The sequence below is a fragment of the Pseudomonas fluorescens genome (assembly GCF_004683905.1).
Taxonomy (GTDB): Bacteria; Pseudomonadota; Gammaproteobacteria; order Pseudomonadales; family Pseudomonadaceae; genus Aquipseudomonas; species Aquipseudomonas putida_A.
In genome coordinates this window covers 2,991,792-3,006,573 of sequence record NZ_CP038438.1, presented here as the reverse complement: position 1 = coordinate 3,006,573, position 14,782 = coordinate 2,991,792, and the positions used below count along the sequence as shown (strand labels likewise).

Below are 14,782 nucleotides of genomic sequence, written 5' to 3'. Positions count from 1 at the left end.
GCCCGTCGGCACCAAGTTGAAGTACCACGCGCATTCACTTGACGGAGCGTCAGCTTCTGGTGTTTCCTGAAACCGGTTTCAGCGCCATCGAGGCGCATGAAACGAATAAATCCAATAATAGGTTTCAGACCGTGAACGACTTCTCCGCCGCCCAGCGCAGCCGCGTGACCATGCTTGATGTTGCCGAACGCGCCGGCGTATCCAAGGCCAGCGTCTCGCGCTTCATCGGCGACGACCGCGCCCTGCTCTCCGATGCCATCGCCTTGCGTATCGAGCAGGCGATCAGTGAGCTGGGTTACCGCCCGAACCAGATGGCCCGTGGTCTGAAACGCGGGCGCACGCGCCTGATCGGCATGCTGGTGGCCGATATCCGCAACCCTTATTCGATTGCCGTGATGCACGGGGTGGAAACCGCCTGCCGTGCGCACGGCTACAGCCTGGTGGTGTGCAACACCGACCGCGATGACGAGCAGGAACGCCAACACCTGGCGTTGTTGCGCTCGTACAACATCGAAGGGCTGATCGTGAACACCCTTGGCCATCACCGTGACGAACTCCACGAGTTGCACCGGGAAATGCCCTTGGTGCTGGTGGACCGCAAGGTCGATGGCCTCGACAGCGACATGGTTGGGCTGAACAATCCGCAAGCTGTTGAGATGGCGCTGAAGCACCTGGAACAGCGCGGCTATCGCGATGTGTTGCTGGTGACTGAGCCTTATGACGGCACCAGTTCGCGGATCGAGCGGGTCAGCAGTTTTCAGGCGCAGATTGCCCAGCGCTCCGGGTTGACCGGGGCGGTGCTGGAAACCGGCGACGCACTCGCTACTCATCTTCAAATCTTTTTGGACACACCGGCGACCGGGCCGAAAGCACTGTTCTGCGCCAACGGTGTGGCAGCGCTGACCTGTACCCTGGCCTTGCGTGAAATCGGTTGCCGATTGTTCGAGGATGTCGGGCTGATTGCCCTGGATGATCTGGATTGGTACCCGTTGGTCGGCAGCGGAATTACCGCCCTCGCCCAGCCCACAGCCGAGATTGGCGCGCGGGCGTTTGAGTGTTTGCTCAAGCGTTTGCGGGGGGATGTCGAGGTAGCGCGCAGAGTGGATTTTGCGCCGGTGCTGATTGAGCGCGGGTCTACCCGAGGATCTTTGCGGTGAATGTTATGGCGCCATCGCGAGCAGGCTCACTCCTACAGGGGGAGCGCATTCCAAATGTAGGAGTGAGCCTGCTCGCGATGGCGCCCGAACGCCCGACGAAGATCAATCAGATTTTTTTGAACAAAAATGAAACCGGTTTCAGAGGTAGATAACAATGAATAAACCTGCCGTTTCCATCAGCCTGTCCAGCTACGGCGCCGAGCTTGTGCGCCAACGCGGGCAGGACTTCTTCATCGATGTGCTGGCCGCCGCTGGCGCTGATCGCATCGAATGGCGCGAAGAGCTGCTGACTCGCGAAGTGCCCGAGCAACTGCAAGCCGCCACTCGGGCGCAGGGACTGCAAAGCATCTATTCGTCGCCGAGCGAACTGTGGCTCGCCGGTCAGGCGCGGCCCAATCCCGAGCTGATCAACGCCCTGCAACATGCAGAAGCGTTTGGCTCGAAATGGTTGAAAGTCTCGCTCGGTTACTTCACCGACAACTGTGATTTGCAGGCGCTGAAACAGCTGCTCGGCGCCAGCCCGGTGCAGCTGCTGGTGGAAAACGACCAGACCTTGCAGGGCGGCCGCATCGAGCCGTTCCAGCGTTTTTTCGCGGCGGTGGAGCAGCATGATTTGCCGATCAAGATGACCTTCGACATCGGCAACTGGCAGTGGCAAGACCAGTCCGCCGCCAACGCCGCACGTCTGCTCGGACGCCACGTCGGCTACGTGCACTGCAAAGCCGTGGCCCGCCGCGCCGACGGCAAACTGGTCGCCGTGCCGCCCGCCGTCAGCGACCTGCATTTGTGGGAACAACTGCTGCGGCACATGGCCCAAGGCGTTATGCGTGCCGCCGAATACCCGTTGCAGGGCGATGACCTGGTGGCGCTGACCACCGAGCACGTCGCCGCCCTCGCCCGCCTTGGCCAATCGCGTCTGGAGCCTGCCCATGTCTGACATCGATATTCTGTCGTTCGGCGAAACCATGGCGATGCTGGTCGCCGAGCAGACCGGTGATCTGGCCGAAGTCCAACACTTCCACCGGCGCATTGCCGGCGCCGACAGCAATGTGGCGATCGGCCTGTCGCGCCTGGGTTTCAATGTGGCGTGGCTGAGCCGGGTCGGCGCCGATTCCCTCGGACGTTTCGTGGTCGAGACCTTGATCAAGGAAGGTCTGGATTGCAGTCACGTCGCGGTCGATCACCAGCACCCGACCGGTTTCCAGTTCAAGTCGCGTAACGACGACGGCAGCGACCCGCAGGTCGAGTATTTCCGCCGTGGCTCGGCGGCCAGTCATCTGTCCGTGCAGTCGATCAGCGACACTTTGCTCAGTGCCCGCCACCTGCACGCCACCGGGATTCCACCGGCACTGTCGGCCAGTGCGCGGGAAATTTCGTTCGAGCTGATGACACGCATGCGTCATGCCGGGCGCAGCGTGTCGTTCGACCCCAATCTGCGCCCGAGCCTGTGGGCCACCGAGCAAGAGATGATCCGCGAGATCAACCGCCTCGCCGCCCTCGCCCATTGGGTCTTGCCGGGCTTGAGCGAAGGTCGCTTGCTGACCGGCTTCGAAGACCCGGCGGACATCGCGGCGTTTTATCTCGATCAGGGCGCCGAAGCCGTGGCGATCAAGCTTGGGCCGCAAGGTGCCTATTACCGCACGCAACTGGATCAGGGTTTTGTCGCCGGGGTGCCGGTGGCCAACGTGGTCGACACCGTGGGTGCGGGTGATGGCTTTGCGGTTGGCATGATCAGTGCCCTGCTGGAGCATCAGAGTTTTGCCGAGGCGGTGCACCGCGCGAACTGGATTGGCAGTCGGGCGGTGCAGAGTCGCGGGGACATGGAGGGGTTGCCGACCCGGTCTGAGCTCGTCGCTGAATTCGAGGCCGCTGATCGCGAGCAGGCTCACTCCTACAGTGGATCTCCGCCAGTCACAGCTGCAGCGGCAAACACATAACCCTTGTAGGAGTGAGCCTGCTCGCGATGAGGCCCGCCAAGACAACCCGCTAATTGAACCTGCTGCGACAAAAACAACAAGCTCAGGAGCAACACCATGAAAACCGTAACCCTCGCCGCCCGCCGCTGGTGGTACATCATGCCGATCGTGTTCATCACCTACAGCCTGGCGTATCTGGATCGCGCCAACTACGGCTTCGCCGCCGCCTCCGGCATGGCTGCCGACCTGATGATCACCCCGGGCCTGTCGTCATTGCTCGGGGCGCTGTTCTTCCTCGGTTACTTTTTCTTCCAGGTACCGGGAGCGATCTACGCGCAGAAGCACAGCGTGAAAAAGCTGATCTTCTTCAGCCTGATTTTCTGGGGCGGCCTCGCCACCCTGACCGGCGTGGTGTCGAACGCCTACTGGCTGATCGTGATTCGCTTCATGCTCGGTGTGGTAGAAGCCGCGGTGATGCCGGCGATGCTGGTTTACCTGTGCCACTGGTTCACTCGCGCCGAACGCTCGCGGGCCAACACCTTTCTGATCCTCGGCAACCCGGTAACGATGCTGTGGATGTCGGTGGTTTCGGGCTATCTGGTGCAGCACTTCAGCTGGCGCTGGATGTTCATCATCGAAGGTTTGCCGGCGGTGATCTGGGCGTTTATCTGGTGGAAGCTGGCCGATGATCGTCCTGCTCAGGCCAAGTGGCTGAGCGAACAGGAAAAGCACGACCTGGAAAGCGCTCTCGCCGCCGAACAGGTCGGGATCAAAGCGGTGAAGAACTACGCCGAAGCGTTCCGCTCGCCGAAGGTGATCATTCTGGCGCTGCAGTTTTTCTGCTGGAGCATCGGCGTCTACGGCTTCGTGCTGTGGCTGCCGTCGATCCTCAAGGCCGGCGCGCAAATGGACATGATCGAGGCCGGCTGGCTGTCGGCGCTGCCGTATCTGGCGGCGGTGATCGGCATGCTCGCGGTGTCGTGGGGCTCGGACAAACTGCAGAAGCGTAAACGCTTCGTCTGGCCGCCACTGCTGATCGCCTCCATTGCGTTCTACGGTTCCTACGCCTTGGGCGCGGAACATTTCTGGTGGTCGTACACACTGCTGGTGATCGCCGGTGCCTGCATGTACGCACCTTACGGGCCGTTCTTCGCCATCGTTCCGGAGATCCTGCCGGCCAACGTCGCCGGCGGTGCCATGGCGCTGATCAACAGCATGGGCGCGCTGGGTTCGTTCGGCGGCTCGTACCTGGTCGGCTACCTGAACAGCTCCACCGGTTCGCCCGGTGCTTCGTACCTGCTGATGAGCGGCGCGTTGCTGCTGTCGGTGGTGCTGACGATTTTTCTCAAGCCTGGCGCCAGTGATCGTGTCGTGGCCAAAGCCGTAGTCACGCGTCCCGTGCCGGCGCATTCCTGAAGAGATTTTTGCCCATGAAAAAGCAAGTCGTGCTGTACAAGAAACTCTCGCCAGCGCTGATGACGCGTCTGCAGCAACAGTGTGAAGTGACGTTGATCGAAAGCCTCGACGCCGACGGCCTGATGAAGCTGCGTGACGCCCTGCCCGGCGCCCATGGCTTGCTCGGCGCCAGCCTGAAACTCGACGCCGCGCTGCTCGATCTGGCGCCGCAGCTTGAGGCCATCGCCAGTGTCTCAGTGGGTGTCGACAACTACGACATCGACTACCTGACCCGGCGCAAGATCCTCCTTAGCAACACCCCGGACGTGCTCACCGAAACCACCGCCGACACCGGTTTCGCCCTGATCCTCGCCACGGCCCGGCGCGTAGTGGAACTGGCGAACATGGTGCGCAGCGGCCAGTGGCATCGCAACATCGGCCCGGCGCATTTCGGCACCGATGTACACGGCAAGACCTTGGGCATCATCGGCATGGGCCGCATCGGCGAAGCGCTGGCGCAGCGCGGGCATTTCGGTTTTGGCATGCCGGTGCTCTATCACAGTCAGTCGCGTAAACCGGCGGTCGAGGCGCGTTTTGACGCGCAGTACCGTAGCCTTGAGGCGCTGCTGCAAGAGGCCGATTTCATCTGCCTGACCCTGCCGCTGACTGCGCAGACCGAAGGCCTGATCGGCGCCGAGCAATTTGCGCTGATGCGCCCCGAGAGCATCTTCATCAATATCTCGCGCGGCAAAGTGGTGGATGAAGCGGCGCTGATCGACGCGTTGCGCCACCAGCGGATTCGCGCAGCGGGGCTGGATGTATTCGAGCGTGAACCGCTGAATCATGATTCGCCGTTGTTGCAGTTGAACTATGTGGTGGCAACCCCGCACATGGGTTCGGCGACGCATGAGACGCGGGAGGCGATGGCGCGGTGTGCGGTGGACAATCTGCTGGCGGCTTTGGCTGGGGAGAAGCCGGTGAATCTGGTGAATCCGGTGGCTTGGCAGGGCTGAAAAATGCGCTGAATGGCAGATTGCATTCGCGAGCAAGCCCGCTCCCACAGGGTTCGATGTGTACAGATAACATTATGTACACACCCATCCACTGTGGGAGCGGGCTTGCTCGCGAAGAGGCCAGTTCAGGCAACACAACACTGTCAGGCAATACGCGCCTGCAACAGCTGCACCGCACACAACGCAATCCGCGCACAGGCATCCGCCAGCTGCACCCGATCCAGCACCAGCCCGATGCGAATATGCCCCGCCGCACTCGGCCCGAACGCTTCGCCAGCCAGCACAGAGACCCCATAACCTTCCAGCAAGCGCTCGGCAAACCCCTGCGCGCCAAACCCGGTCTGGCGCACATCGACCATCACGAACATCCCGCCATCGGGCCGGATCGGCTGCAACCCCGGGCAACCGCGCAAACGCTCGCACACCAGATCGCGGCGCAAACGGTATTCGTCGCGCATCTGCGTCACCTCCGGCAGATCGCTTGCCAACGCGACCTCCGCTGCTTTCTGCACGAAATCCGGCAGACCGAACAGCATGCTCAACGACAGGTTCACCAGATGCTCGGCCAGCACCTTCGGCCCGATCGACCAGCCAATGCGCCAGCCGGTCATGGCATGGGATTTCGACAGGCTGTTGATGGTTGCCGTGCGTTCGGCCATGCCCGGCAGGCTCGCCGGGCTGATGTGCTCGCCCTCGTACAGCAGATCGCTGTAGACCTCGTCGCTGATCAGCCACAAATCGTGGCGCACGCACAGCGCCGCCAGCTCTTGCCAGATCAGCAGCGACAGGCTCGCGCCGGAAGGATTATTCGGACTGTTGAGCAACATCGCGCGGGTCTTCGGCGTGATCCGCGCGGCGACATCGGCGGGGTCAACGCGAAAGCCATTCTCCGGCCTGACCGGCACCGGCACCACTGTCGCGCCGCACGCGCCGAACACACCCTCATAGGTCACGTACATCGGCTCGGCGACGATCACTTCGTCACCCGGATCCAGCAGGCATTGCGCGACCGAATACACCGCGCATTGCGCGCCGGGCAGCACGATCACGTGCTCGGCATCCACCACCTGACCGCTGCGCCGCTGGTGGCGGGCGGCGATCAATTTGCGCAGCGCCAAGCGACCACGCACTTCGGAATAATGCGTATCGCCGGCCAGCAGACTGTCGATGGCGCCATGAATGATCGGCAGCGGCGTATCGAAATCCGGATCCCCCACGCTCAGCAGCAGGATATCGACGCCCTCGGCGCGCAGCTCCAGCGCTCGGTCATGAATCTGCCAGGCAGCGGCTCCCTCCCCGGCGATGCGTTGGGTCAAGGCTGAATAGCGCATGCACGTCTCCTGATTGCGCGGTCTCCAGCCTTCACCCTAGGTCAAATCACAAACCGCGCCAGCCGCTTTGTCCTTTGGATGAATTTAAAGAAGAACTTCGTACAGTGGTCGATTAGCAGTCGACTGACTACCTGTCAGAGTTGACAGTAGACCCACTTCACAAACGCTCGCTTAATCAACATGAGGAAACAACTGCGGCCCCCTCTAATCGAAACGACGGAGTGTTGAAACGATGACGAATCTGAATGAAAAAATCCTCTTATTGGACGCACCGGAAATCCCCGATGCGCTACCCAATTTCCCTGGCAGTCAGGTTAACCTGTTGCCATTGAGTGCATTGGTATCTCCTCTGAAAGTGTTAATTCCAGAATGGTATAGTTCACCTTCTGATCCAGGCGTGCCCGTACTGTTAAGGCTGTTGTTAAACGGGAATAGGGTGGCGGACTATCCTTTTACGACACCCATCGACCCGGCGCTTTTCCCATTCGAGGCCCATATTCCTGAGGCACACCTGGTACAAGAAGGCGTATATGAGGTTTCATACATCCTCGATATTGGCGGGAATGAAGACATGGCCGCGAGCACGCCGATTACGGTCGATCTAACGGCTCCCAACTTCGGCAATCCGGGAGAACCTCCGCAATTTCCACCAGAAATCGACAGTGAGGGGATCACACCGCAGTATCTCGCCGCCCACAATGATGAAGTTCTGGTAACCATTGCCATCTATATGCAGCAGCGAGCCTGCGACAGCATCGAATTTCACTTTGGCTCACTTGCGGCGGAGCCAGTCATCATTGAAACGGTGCATGACGCAACTTCACGTACCGTTATCAAACTGAGTGGCGCGATTATCCGTGAGATAGGTTCCGGCACGATGTTCGCGTTTTACAGGCTGCGCGATCGTGCAGGAAACCTTGGGCAACAGTCTTCGTTTAAGCAAGTCAAAGTGGACCTGTCTTGAAGCGCTGACTCTTCGAGGTGGGCCGAACACTCATCTGGTTCGGCCCACATCAGGCAACTGCGTATTTCTCAAATCACAAACCGCGCCACCATGGCATTCAAATCCACCGCCAGACGCGACAGTTCATGGGTTGCGGCGCTGGTCTGATTCGCGCCGGCGGCGGACTGCGTGGCCAGATCACGGATGTTGACCAGGTTGCGGTCGACCTCACGCGAGACCTGCGCCTGTTCTTCCGAGGCACTGGCGATCACCAGGTTGCGTTCGTTGATCTGGTGGATCGACTGGGTGATTTGCTCCAGCGCCACACCCGCAGCGCGGGCCATTTCCAGAGTGGTCTGGGTGCGCTGGTTGCTTTGCTGCATCGACGACACCGCTTCGCCGGTACCGTTCTGGATGCCAGCGACCATTTTTTCGATTTCCTGAGTCGATTGCGCAGTGCGATGCGCCAATGCGCGAACTTCGTCCGCTACCACCGCAAAACCGCGTCCGGCCTCACCGGCACGCGCTGCTTCGATCGCCGCGTTGAGGGCCAGCAGGTTAGTCTGTTCGGCGATGGCGCGGATCACATCCAGCACCTTGCCGATGTCGCGACCCTGCGCGGCGAGGCCTTCGATCATTTGCGCGGTGCTCTGCACGTCATGGGTCATGGTCTGGATCGCGTCGACGGTTTTCACCACTTGGTCACGACCTTCGCGGGCGGCCTGGGTCGACTGGTTCGACGCTTCGGACGTCGACACCGCGTTGCGTGCCACCTCTTCCACAGCGGCGGTCATTTCGTTGACGGCGGTGGCGGCTTGTTCGATCTCGTTGTTCTGCTGTTGCAGGCCACGGGAAGCCTCCTCGGTGACAGCGCTCAACTCTTCGGCCGCGGCGCCGAGTTGCGTGGCGGAACCGGCGATCTGTTCGATGGTTTTGCGCAGGTTGGTCTGCATCGTGGCCAACGCTTGCAACAGCTGTGTGGCTTCGTCCTTGCCATCGACTTCGATGGACTGGGTCAAGTTGCCGCCGGCGATGGTTTGCGCAGCCTGTACGGCACGATTCAATGGGGTGACGATGCTGCGAGTCAGCAACAGGGCCAGCAGTACCGTGGCGAGCGCGGCGACCACGGCAACAACGATGATGCCGGTAATGGCGCTGTCGTAATGTTCACCGGCCTGATTGGAGGCGACTTTCGCTCCCGCCGCATTGATCGCGATCAGCTTGTTGAGTTGCTCGCCCATCTGGTCGGTGCCGTCCTTGATTCGCGTGTTGATCAAGGTGCGCATCTCGTCGACCTTGTCCTGACGCGACAGCTCCATCATCTGGTTTTGCGCTTGCAGGTAGTTGTCGAGCGTGGTCGCGAACGTCTGATACAACGCACGCTCTTCGCTCTCTGCCGGCAACGCGGCGTAACTGGCCTGAGCACTGCGCACCTTGTCCACCAGCACGCCGATGCGCGTTTGCGCTTCTTGCAGGCCTGCCGGGTCGCGGTTGACCAGAATCCGGAACGACAGAATCCGCAGGCGCAGAACGTTTTCCGTGACCACGCCAAGGTAGGTGACGCTGGGCAGTTGGTTGGTCTCCATGTCGATGGAAGCCTGGCGAATGGTCGACATGCGGTTGACGGCGAACACACCAAGGACAATCACCAGCAAGGCGATAAAGGCAAAACCGAGGAAGGCACGGGGCGCGATATTCAGGTTACGCAAGGACATGGTTGGACTCTCGGATAGAGGTAGCTGCGAGCGTCCGTGCCGTCATCACTGGCCCTTGGGGGCGGGACCAGTCAGGCGTCACTGTTCGAGGGAATCTGTGTGCGCCTGATCTCTGTATCGGCGGCGCTTTAGGAAGATTTCGTGTAAAGCGAAAATATTTTTCAAGGTGTTTCAGCGCTGAAACACCTTGACACTAACCCCCTGTGGCGAGGGGATTTATCCCCTCTCCACAACATCTTCAGGAAGTCAGTCATTGAGTTTGGCCATCTGCCAGACGCGGGCAATGTCAGTCGCCCGTTCGCGCAACAAGCGTGGAGCTTCGGCACAGGCCTGCTCCAGGGTCATCGGGCCGCTGGTGACGGCGAATGCGGCGTCGATGCCGTGCTCGTAGAGTTCCTGATAACCCTCACCCAAGGTGCCGGCGATGACGATCACCGGCACGCCGTGCTGTTTGGCAATCCGCGCCACGCCGAACGGGGTCTTGCCGCGCAGGGTTTGCGCGTCGAAGCGCCCTTCTCCCGTGATCACCAGATCGGCGCCGTTGACCGCTTCGGCCAGGCCCACCAGTTCGGCAACCACTTCCACGCCGGCCTGAAATTGCGCACCGAGAAACGCCTTGGCCGCAAAACCCAATCCCCCCGCCGCACCACTGCCCGGCTCATCGCGAACGTCCTTGCCCAACGCTTGCGCGCAGAGCTCGGCGAAATGCCCCAGCGCCTGATCCAGTTGCTGCACTTGTGCCGGTGACGCGCCTTTTTGCGGGCCGAAAATCGCCGAGGCCCCGTGCGGGCCGCACAGCGGGTTGTTGACGTCGGCGGCGATGTCGAAGCGCACGTGGGCCAGACGCGGATCAAGCTCGCTCAAGTCCAGTCGCGCCAGTTGTGCCAGCGCCAAGCCGCCCGGCACCAATGGCTGACCCTGCGCATCGAGCAATTTCACCCCAAGCGCCTGCATCGCGCCGGCGCCGCCGTCGTTGGTGGCGCTGCCGCCAATCGCCAGAATCACCCGTTGCGCGCCGGCATCCAGCGCGGCGCGAATCAGTTCGCCGGTGCCGAAGGTGCTGGTGATGCATGCATCGCGTTGCCCCGTAGGCACTAATTGCAAACCACTGGCCTCGGCCATTTCGATGATCGCGGTGTGATTGTGTGGCAACCAGCCCCACGCGGCGTCGACCGGCGCACCCAGCGGCCCGCGTACTCGGGTGCGGCGCAGTTCACCCTCGCAAGCGGCGAGAATCGATTCCACCGTGCCCTCGCCGCCGTCGGCCATCGGGCATTTGACCAGTGTTGCTTGCGGCCAGACTTGCGCCAACCCCAGAGCAATGGCTTCGGCAACGCCTTGGGCACTCAGGCTGTCCTTGAACGAATCGGGGGCGATGACGATCTTCATGCGAATTCTCCAGTTCCAATGCCGTTCATGCTGCCAGTCGGCCTGCGCCTTGACGCCTGTCCGCTGCACAAGTGCGGTGGGCGTTTATTGTTCATTTCTACAAAAGCCTGTGTCGAATGTACCGACGCTTTCGCGAGCAAGCTCGCTCCCACAGGGGAATGCATTCCAAATGTGGGAGCGGGCTTGCTCGCGAAGGCGTCGGTGAAAACATCCGATCAGCCCGGATCAATCTGCGGCAGCAATTGCACCCCGAGATATAGCGCCAGCATCCCGTCGAGTTTCAGCGGATCAACCCCGCTCAACTCAGCAATCCGCTCCATCCGATAACGCAAGCTGTTGCGATGAAGGCCCAGCGCATCGGCGCAGGCCTGACTCTGCCCGTCGTGTTCACACCAACTGCGCAGGGTCGCGAGCAACTGGCCGTTGCTGTCCTTGGCGATGACTTTGCGCAACGGTTTGAGCAACTCATCCAGCGCATCATCGTTGCGATGGCGCCAGAGCATCACCGGCAAGCGATAGCGATTGAGCGTCAGCAAGCGCGAATTCGGCAGCACTTCCCGGCCATAAGCCAGCAGATCGCCAACCCGCCGATAACAGCGGCGTAACCCGGCCAGCCCATCCGCCTGCCCACCCACAGCGATGCGCAGAATGTTCCAGCCGAGGCCATCGAGTTTTTCCAGCAGGCGATCATGCTCAACCGTTTGACTTGCGGGTCGGCACCACAGCAGCGACGACTTGGCCGAACTGACGCACCAGCTGTCCGGATAGCGCGAGGTCAACCACGCGCTCAGCGCCTCGACGGTCTGCCCCGGACCATGTTCCAGACCCAGTTCGAACAGATACGGCACCCGAGTCAATTGCGGCTTGAGCCCCAGTTGCTGCGCCTCATCGACCAGCCGCGGCGAGTCGCCGGCTTCGCTCAACAGCAACGCCAACAGGTCATCGCAACGCTGGCGCCGCCATTGCTGCTCGGCCTGCTGGTTGCGCTGACCGACGAGCATTTCGGCGGTCATGCGCACCAGTTCGGCGTAGGTGCGCAGTTGCTCCGGTTCGCCGGTAATACCGAGCACGCCGATCAGGCGTTGATCGAGCATCAGCGGCAGGTTGATGCCCGGCTGCACACCCTTCAAGTGCACGGCGGTTTGTGCATCGATCTCTACCACCCGCCCGTTGGCCAGCACCAGTTGCGCACCTTCGTGACGGGTGTTGATGCGCTCCAGCTCGCCGCTGCCAAGGATCAGGCCCTGGCTGTCCATGACGTTGACGTTGTAGGGCAAAATGGCCATGGCCCGGTCGACGATATCCTGAGCGAGGTCGTGATCGAGTTCGAACATGATCGGCAAAATCCTTAAGCAGCGGCGGCGGACGGTTGTTCACCCGCACAGGGTCTGGCGGCAAACCCTGTGCTCAGGCACAAAGACAATCCGGCCACAGGTGGCCGAGACTCTCGGGGCGATCAACGTTAACCTGTGCATCGCAAAAAATCATAATAAAGAGAGAGCCGCTATGTCGCAGAGCGCCGCAGCTACCCAGACCATCGACGACGGTAAAAACGCCGTCTACAAACGCATCACCCTGCGTTTGATCCCCTTCATCTTCATCTGCTACCTGTTCAACTACCTCGACCGGGTCAACGTTGGCTTCGCCAAACTGCAGATGCTCGACGCATTGAAGTTCAGTGAAACCGTATACGGCCTCGGTGCCGGGATCTTCTTCATCGGCTACGTGCTGTGCGGCGTGCCGAGCAACCTGGCGCTGACCCGATTCGGCCCGCGACGCTGGATCGCGCTGATGATGATCACTTGGGGCACGCTGTCGACCTGCCTGTTGTTCGTCACCACCCCGACCCAGTTCTATACCCTGCGCCTGTTCACCGGTGCGGCCGAAGCCGGGTTCTTCCCGGGTGTGGTGCTGTACCTCTCGCAGTGGTTCCCGACGTTCCGCCGTGGACGGATCATGGCGCTGTTCATGTCGGCAATTCCGGTCTCGGGCCTGCTTGGCAGCCCGTTCTCCGGCTGGATCCTCAATCACTTCGCCGCCGGGCAAGGCGGACTGGCCGGCTGGCAGTGGATGTTCCTGCTGCAAGGTATTCCGACCGTGATCCTCGGCGCCCTCGCCTATTTCCTGCTCAGCGACAACTTCGCCAATGCCAAGTGGCTGAGTCCGCATGAGCGCGCGGTGCTTGAGGCGGATCAGGCCGAAGACCTGGCGAACAAACCGAAAACCACTTCCGACTCACTGCTCGCGGTGTTCAAGAACCCGGCGATCTGGGCCTTTGGCCTGATCTACTTCTGCATCCAGAGCGGCGTGTACGCGATCAACTTCTGGCTGCCGTCGATCATCAAGAACCTAGGCTTCAGCGACAACCTGGTGATTGGCTGGCTGAGTGCGATTCCTTACCTGCTGGCGGCGGTGTTCATGTTGCTGGTGGGGCGTTCGGCGGACTTGCGCAAAGAGCGTCGCTGGCACTTGGTCGTACCGATGCTGATGGGCGCGCTCGGTCTGCTGATCGCGGTGAACTTCGCCGCCAACCCGGCCATCGCCATTCTCGGCCTGACCATTGCGACCATGGGCGCGCTGACCGGTCTGCCGATGTTCTGGCCAGTGCCGACTGCCCTGTTGAGCGCGGGCGCCGCGGCCGGTGGTCTGGCGTTGATCAACTCGATGGGGCAAATGGCCGGTTTCCTCAGCCCGTACCTGGTGGGTTGGGTCAAGGACAGCACCGGTTCAACCGATGCGGCGTTGTATCTGCTGGCGGGTGTGATTGTCGGCGGCAGCTTGCTGGCGTTGCGCATGACGCGGACGCTGCGCGCGTAATCACGCTTCCAGATCAAAGATCGCAGCCTGCGGCAGCGCCTGCACGGAAATACGCGTTTCCCTGTAGGAGCTGCCGCAGGCTGCGATCTTTTTTTGCTCACTGATTGCAACGCCCGAACTTGCCAATCACGGAAAAATCCCGCAAAAACGCACGAATCTTTAAAGGATTTTTACCAATGAGCTCGATTCTCGATCTGGAGATCTTCGTCCGCGTGGCCGACTCCGGCAGCATCTCCGCCGCTGCCCGCGCGCTGGAACTGACGCCGGCCGCCGCAAGCATCGCCTTGAAGCGCCTGGAAACCCGCCTCGGTATCCGCCTGCTCGCGCGCTCCACCCGCAGCATGCGCCTGACCGAAGAAGGCCGGCGTTATCTCGACAGCGTACGCATTGCCCTGTCCGCCCTGGCCGAAGGTGAGCAGGCACTGAAGCAACACGGCGAAGGTCTCAGCGGTGTGCTGCAACTGGCGGCGCCCTCGGACTTCGGGCGCAACGTGTTGTTGCCGTGGCTGGACGACTTCAAACGTGAACACCCGAATATTCAACTGCAATTGTTGCTCAACGATCGGCACGCCGATCTGTTCCGCGAAACCGTGGATGTCGCGCTGCGCTTTGGTGTGCCCAGTGATTCGACCCTGGTCGCGTTGCCGATTCTGCCGGCGCATCGCCGTGTTGCCTGCGCCAGCCCGGACTATCTCGCCCGCCATGGCACACCGCAACATCCCGGCGAACTGCGCGAACACAGCGCCCTGCTCTACCTGCGCAATGGTCGGCCCTACAACACCTGGCATTTCAGTCGCGAGGACGAAACGCTGGAAGTGGAAGTCCACGGCGATTACTTCAGCGATGACGGCGAAGTCGCGCGGCGCTGGGCCCTGGCCGGGCATGGCATTGCCTACAAAGCCTGGCTGGACGTCGCCGAGGATGTGCGCGGCGGACGCCTGCTGACGCTGTTCGATGACTGGCATGGCGAGAGCGTGCCGTTCAATCTGCTGTGTCCGCATCGGGTGCAGGTGTCCGAACGCGTTCGGGTGTTGCAGGCGTTTTTGCAGACGCGTTGCGCAGCGCTCAGCCGATAATTCACTTTGCCCCATCGGATGCTTCTGGTA

Annotated in this window: 11 protein-coding genes and 1 pseudogene; 8 read left to right on the top strand and 4 right to left on the bottom strand. The window is 61.3% G+C overall.

The features are described from left to right. Positions 1 to 131 precede the first annotated feature (131 nt). The 5 genes and pseudogenes from E4T63_RS13675 to E4T63_RS13655 all read left to right on the top strand — a co-directional run bounded on the left by E4T63_RS13675 (position 132) and on the right by E4T63_RS13655 (position 5,481). A complete protein-coding gene (locus E4T63_RS13675; RefSeq protein ID WP_135295754.1) occupies positions 132 to 1,157 on the top strand; it encodes a LacI family DNA-binding transcriptional regulator in 1,026 nt (341 codons plus the stop codon). A gap of 154 nt (positions 1,158 to 1,311) precedes the next feature. Beyond that, positions 1,312 to 2,094: a sugar phosphate isomerase/epimerase family protein gene (locus tag E4T63_RS13670; protein ID WP_098963967.1), complete on the top strand. Its 783-nt coding sequence runs from the start codon at positions 1,312 to 1,314 to the stop codon at positions 2,092 to 2,094. Beyond that, positions 2,087 to 3,094 carry a sugar kinase gene (locus tag E4T63_RS13665; protein ID WP_135295753.1) on the top strand — a complete coding sequence of 336 codons (1,008 nt, stop codon included), beginning with the start codon at positions 2,087 to 2,089 and terminating at the stop codon, positions 3,092 to 3,094. Before E4T63_RS13670 ends, E4T63_RS13665 begins: the two co-directional genes overlap by 8 nt. A gap of 96 nt (positions 3,095 to 3,190) precedes the next feature. After that, positions 3,191 to 4,482, top strand: a pseudogene (locus tag E4T63_RS13660) (MFS transporter); the annotation flags it as partial. Positions 4,483 to 4,503: 21 nt separating this feature from the next. After that, positions 4,504 to 5,481 (top strand): 2-hydroxyacid dehydrogenase, encoded by a 978-nt coding sequence (locus tag E4T63_RS13655; RefSeq protein WP_098963964.1) that lies wholly within the window; start codon positions 4,504 to 4,506, stop codon positions 5,479 to 5,481. Positions 5,482 to 5,624: 143 nt separating this feature from the next. On the opposite strand, the gene E4T63_RS13650 is transcribed toward E4T63_RS13655, so the two are convergent. Then, positions 5,625 to 6,812 (bottom strand): pyridoxal phosphate-dependent aminotransferase, encoded by a 1,188-nt coding sequence (locus E4T63_RS13650; protein WP_135295751.1) that lies wholly within the window; start codon positions 6,810 to 6,812, stop codon positions 5,625 to 5,627. A 232-nt stretch (positions 6,813 to 7,044) separates the two neighbouring features. Here E4T63_RS13650 and E4T63_RS13645 point away from each other — a divergent pair, with 232 nt between their 5' ends. Beyond that, complete coding sequence (locus E4T63_RS13645) at positions 7,045 to 7,776, top strand: hypothetical protein (protein WP_098963962.1); 732 nt, start codon at positions 7,045 to 7,047, stop codon at positions 7,774 to 7,776. A gap of 68 nt (positions 7,777 to 7,844) precedes the next feature. Here E4T63_RS13645 and E4T63_RS13640 read toward each other — a convergent pair whose 3' ends face one another. From E4T63_RS13640 to E4T63_RS13625, 3 genes are all read right to left on the bottom strand, one after another. After that, positions 7,845 to 9,470: a methyl-accepting chemotaxis protein gene (locus E4T63_RS13640; protein ID WP_135295750.1), complete on the bottom strand. Its 1,626-nt coding sequence runs from the start codon at positions 9,468 to 9,470 to the stop codon at positions 7,845 to 7,847. Positions 9,471 to 9,716: 246 nt separating this feature from the next. Further along, positions 9,717 to 10,859, bottom strand: coding sequence for a glycerate kinase (locus tag E4T63_RS13635; protein ID WP_135295749.1), 1,143 nt, complete (start codon positions 10,857 to 10,859; stop codon positions 9,717 to 9,719). A 215-nt stretch (positions 10,860 to 11,074) separates the two neighbouring features. After that, positions 11,075 to 12,193: a sugar diacid recognition domain-containing protein gene (locus E4T63_RS13625; RefSeq protein ID WP_135295747.1), complete on the bottom strand. Its 1,119-nt coding sequence runs from the start codon at positions 12,191 to 12,193 to the stop codon at positions 11,075 to 11,077. A 172-nt stretch (positions 12,194 to 12,365) separates the two neighbouring features. Between E4T63_RS13625 and E4T63_RS13620 the strand changes: the two genes are divergently transcribed. Both E4T63_RS13620 and E4T63_RS13615 read left to right on the top strand, forming a co-directional pair. Then, positions 12,366 to 13,676 (top strand): MFS transporter, encoded by a 1,311-nt coding sequence (locus E4T63_RS13620; protein ID WP_135295746.1) that lies wholly within the window; start codon positions 12,366 to 12,368, stop codon positions 13,674 to 13,676. A gap of 176 nt (positions 13,677 to 13,852) precedes the next feature. Continuing rightward, positions 13,853 to 14,752 (top strand): LysR family transcriptional regulator, encoded by a 900-nt coding sequence (locus E4T63_RS13615; protein WP_135295745.1) that lies wholly within the window; start codon positions 13,853 to 13,855, stop codon positions 14,750 to 14,752. Positions 14,753 to 14,782: the final 30 nt, after the last annotated feature.

Excerpts from the sequence above, each read along its gene's own strand:
- E4T63_RS13670 (WP_098963967.1), top strand. The coding sequence starts at position 1,312 with ATGAATAAACCTGCCGTTTCCATCAGCCTGTCCAGCTACGGCGCCGAG.
- E4T63_RS13665 (WP_135295753.1), top strand. The coding sequence starts at position 2,087 with ATGTCTGACATCGATATTCTGTCGTTCGGCGAAACCATGGCGATGCTG.
- E4T63_RS13655 (WP_098963964.1), top strand. The coding sequence starts at position 4,504 with ATGAAAAAGCAAGTCGTGCTGTACAAGAAACTCTCGCCAGCGCTGATG.
- E4T63_RS13650 (WP_135295751.1), bottom strand. The coding sequence starts at position 6,812 with ATGCGCTATTCAGCCTTGACCCAACGCATCGCCGGGGAGGGAGCCGCT.
- E4T63_RS13645 (WP_098963962.1), top strand. The coding sequence starts at position 7,045 with ATGACGAATCTGAATGAAAAAATCCTCTTATTGGACGCACCGGAAATC.
- E4T63_RS13640 (WP_135295750.1), bottom strand. The coding sequence starts at position 9,470 with ATGTCCTTGCGTAACCTGAATATCGCGCCCCGTGCCTTCCTCGGTTTT.
- E4T63_RS13635 (WP_135295749.1), bottom strand. The coding sequence starts at position 10,859 with ATGAAGATCGTCATCGCCCCCGATTCGTTCAAGGACAGCCTGAGTGCC.
- E4T63_RS13625 (WP_135295747.1), bottom strand. The coding sequence starts at position 12,193 with ATGTTCGAACTCGATCACGACCTCGCTCAGGATATCGTCGACCGGGCC.
- E4T63_RS13620 (WP_135295746.1), top strand. The coding sequence starts at position 12,366 with ATGTCGCAGAGCGCCGCAGCTACCCAGACCATCGACGACGGTAAAAAC.
- E4T63_RS13615 (WP_135295745.1), top strand. The coding sequence starts at position 13,853 with ATGAGCTCGATTCTCGATCTGGAGATCTTCGTCCGCGTGGCCGACTCC.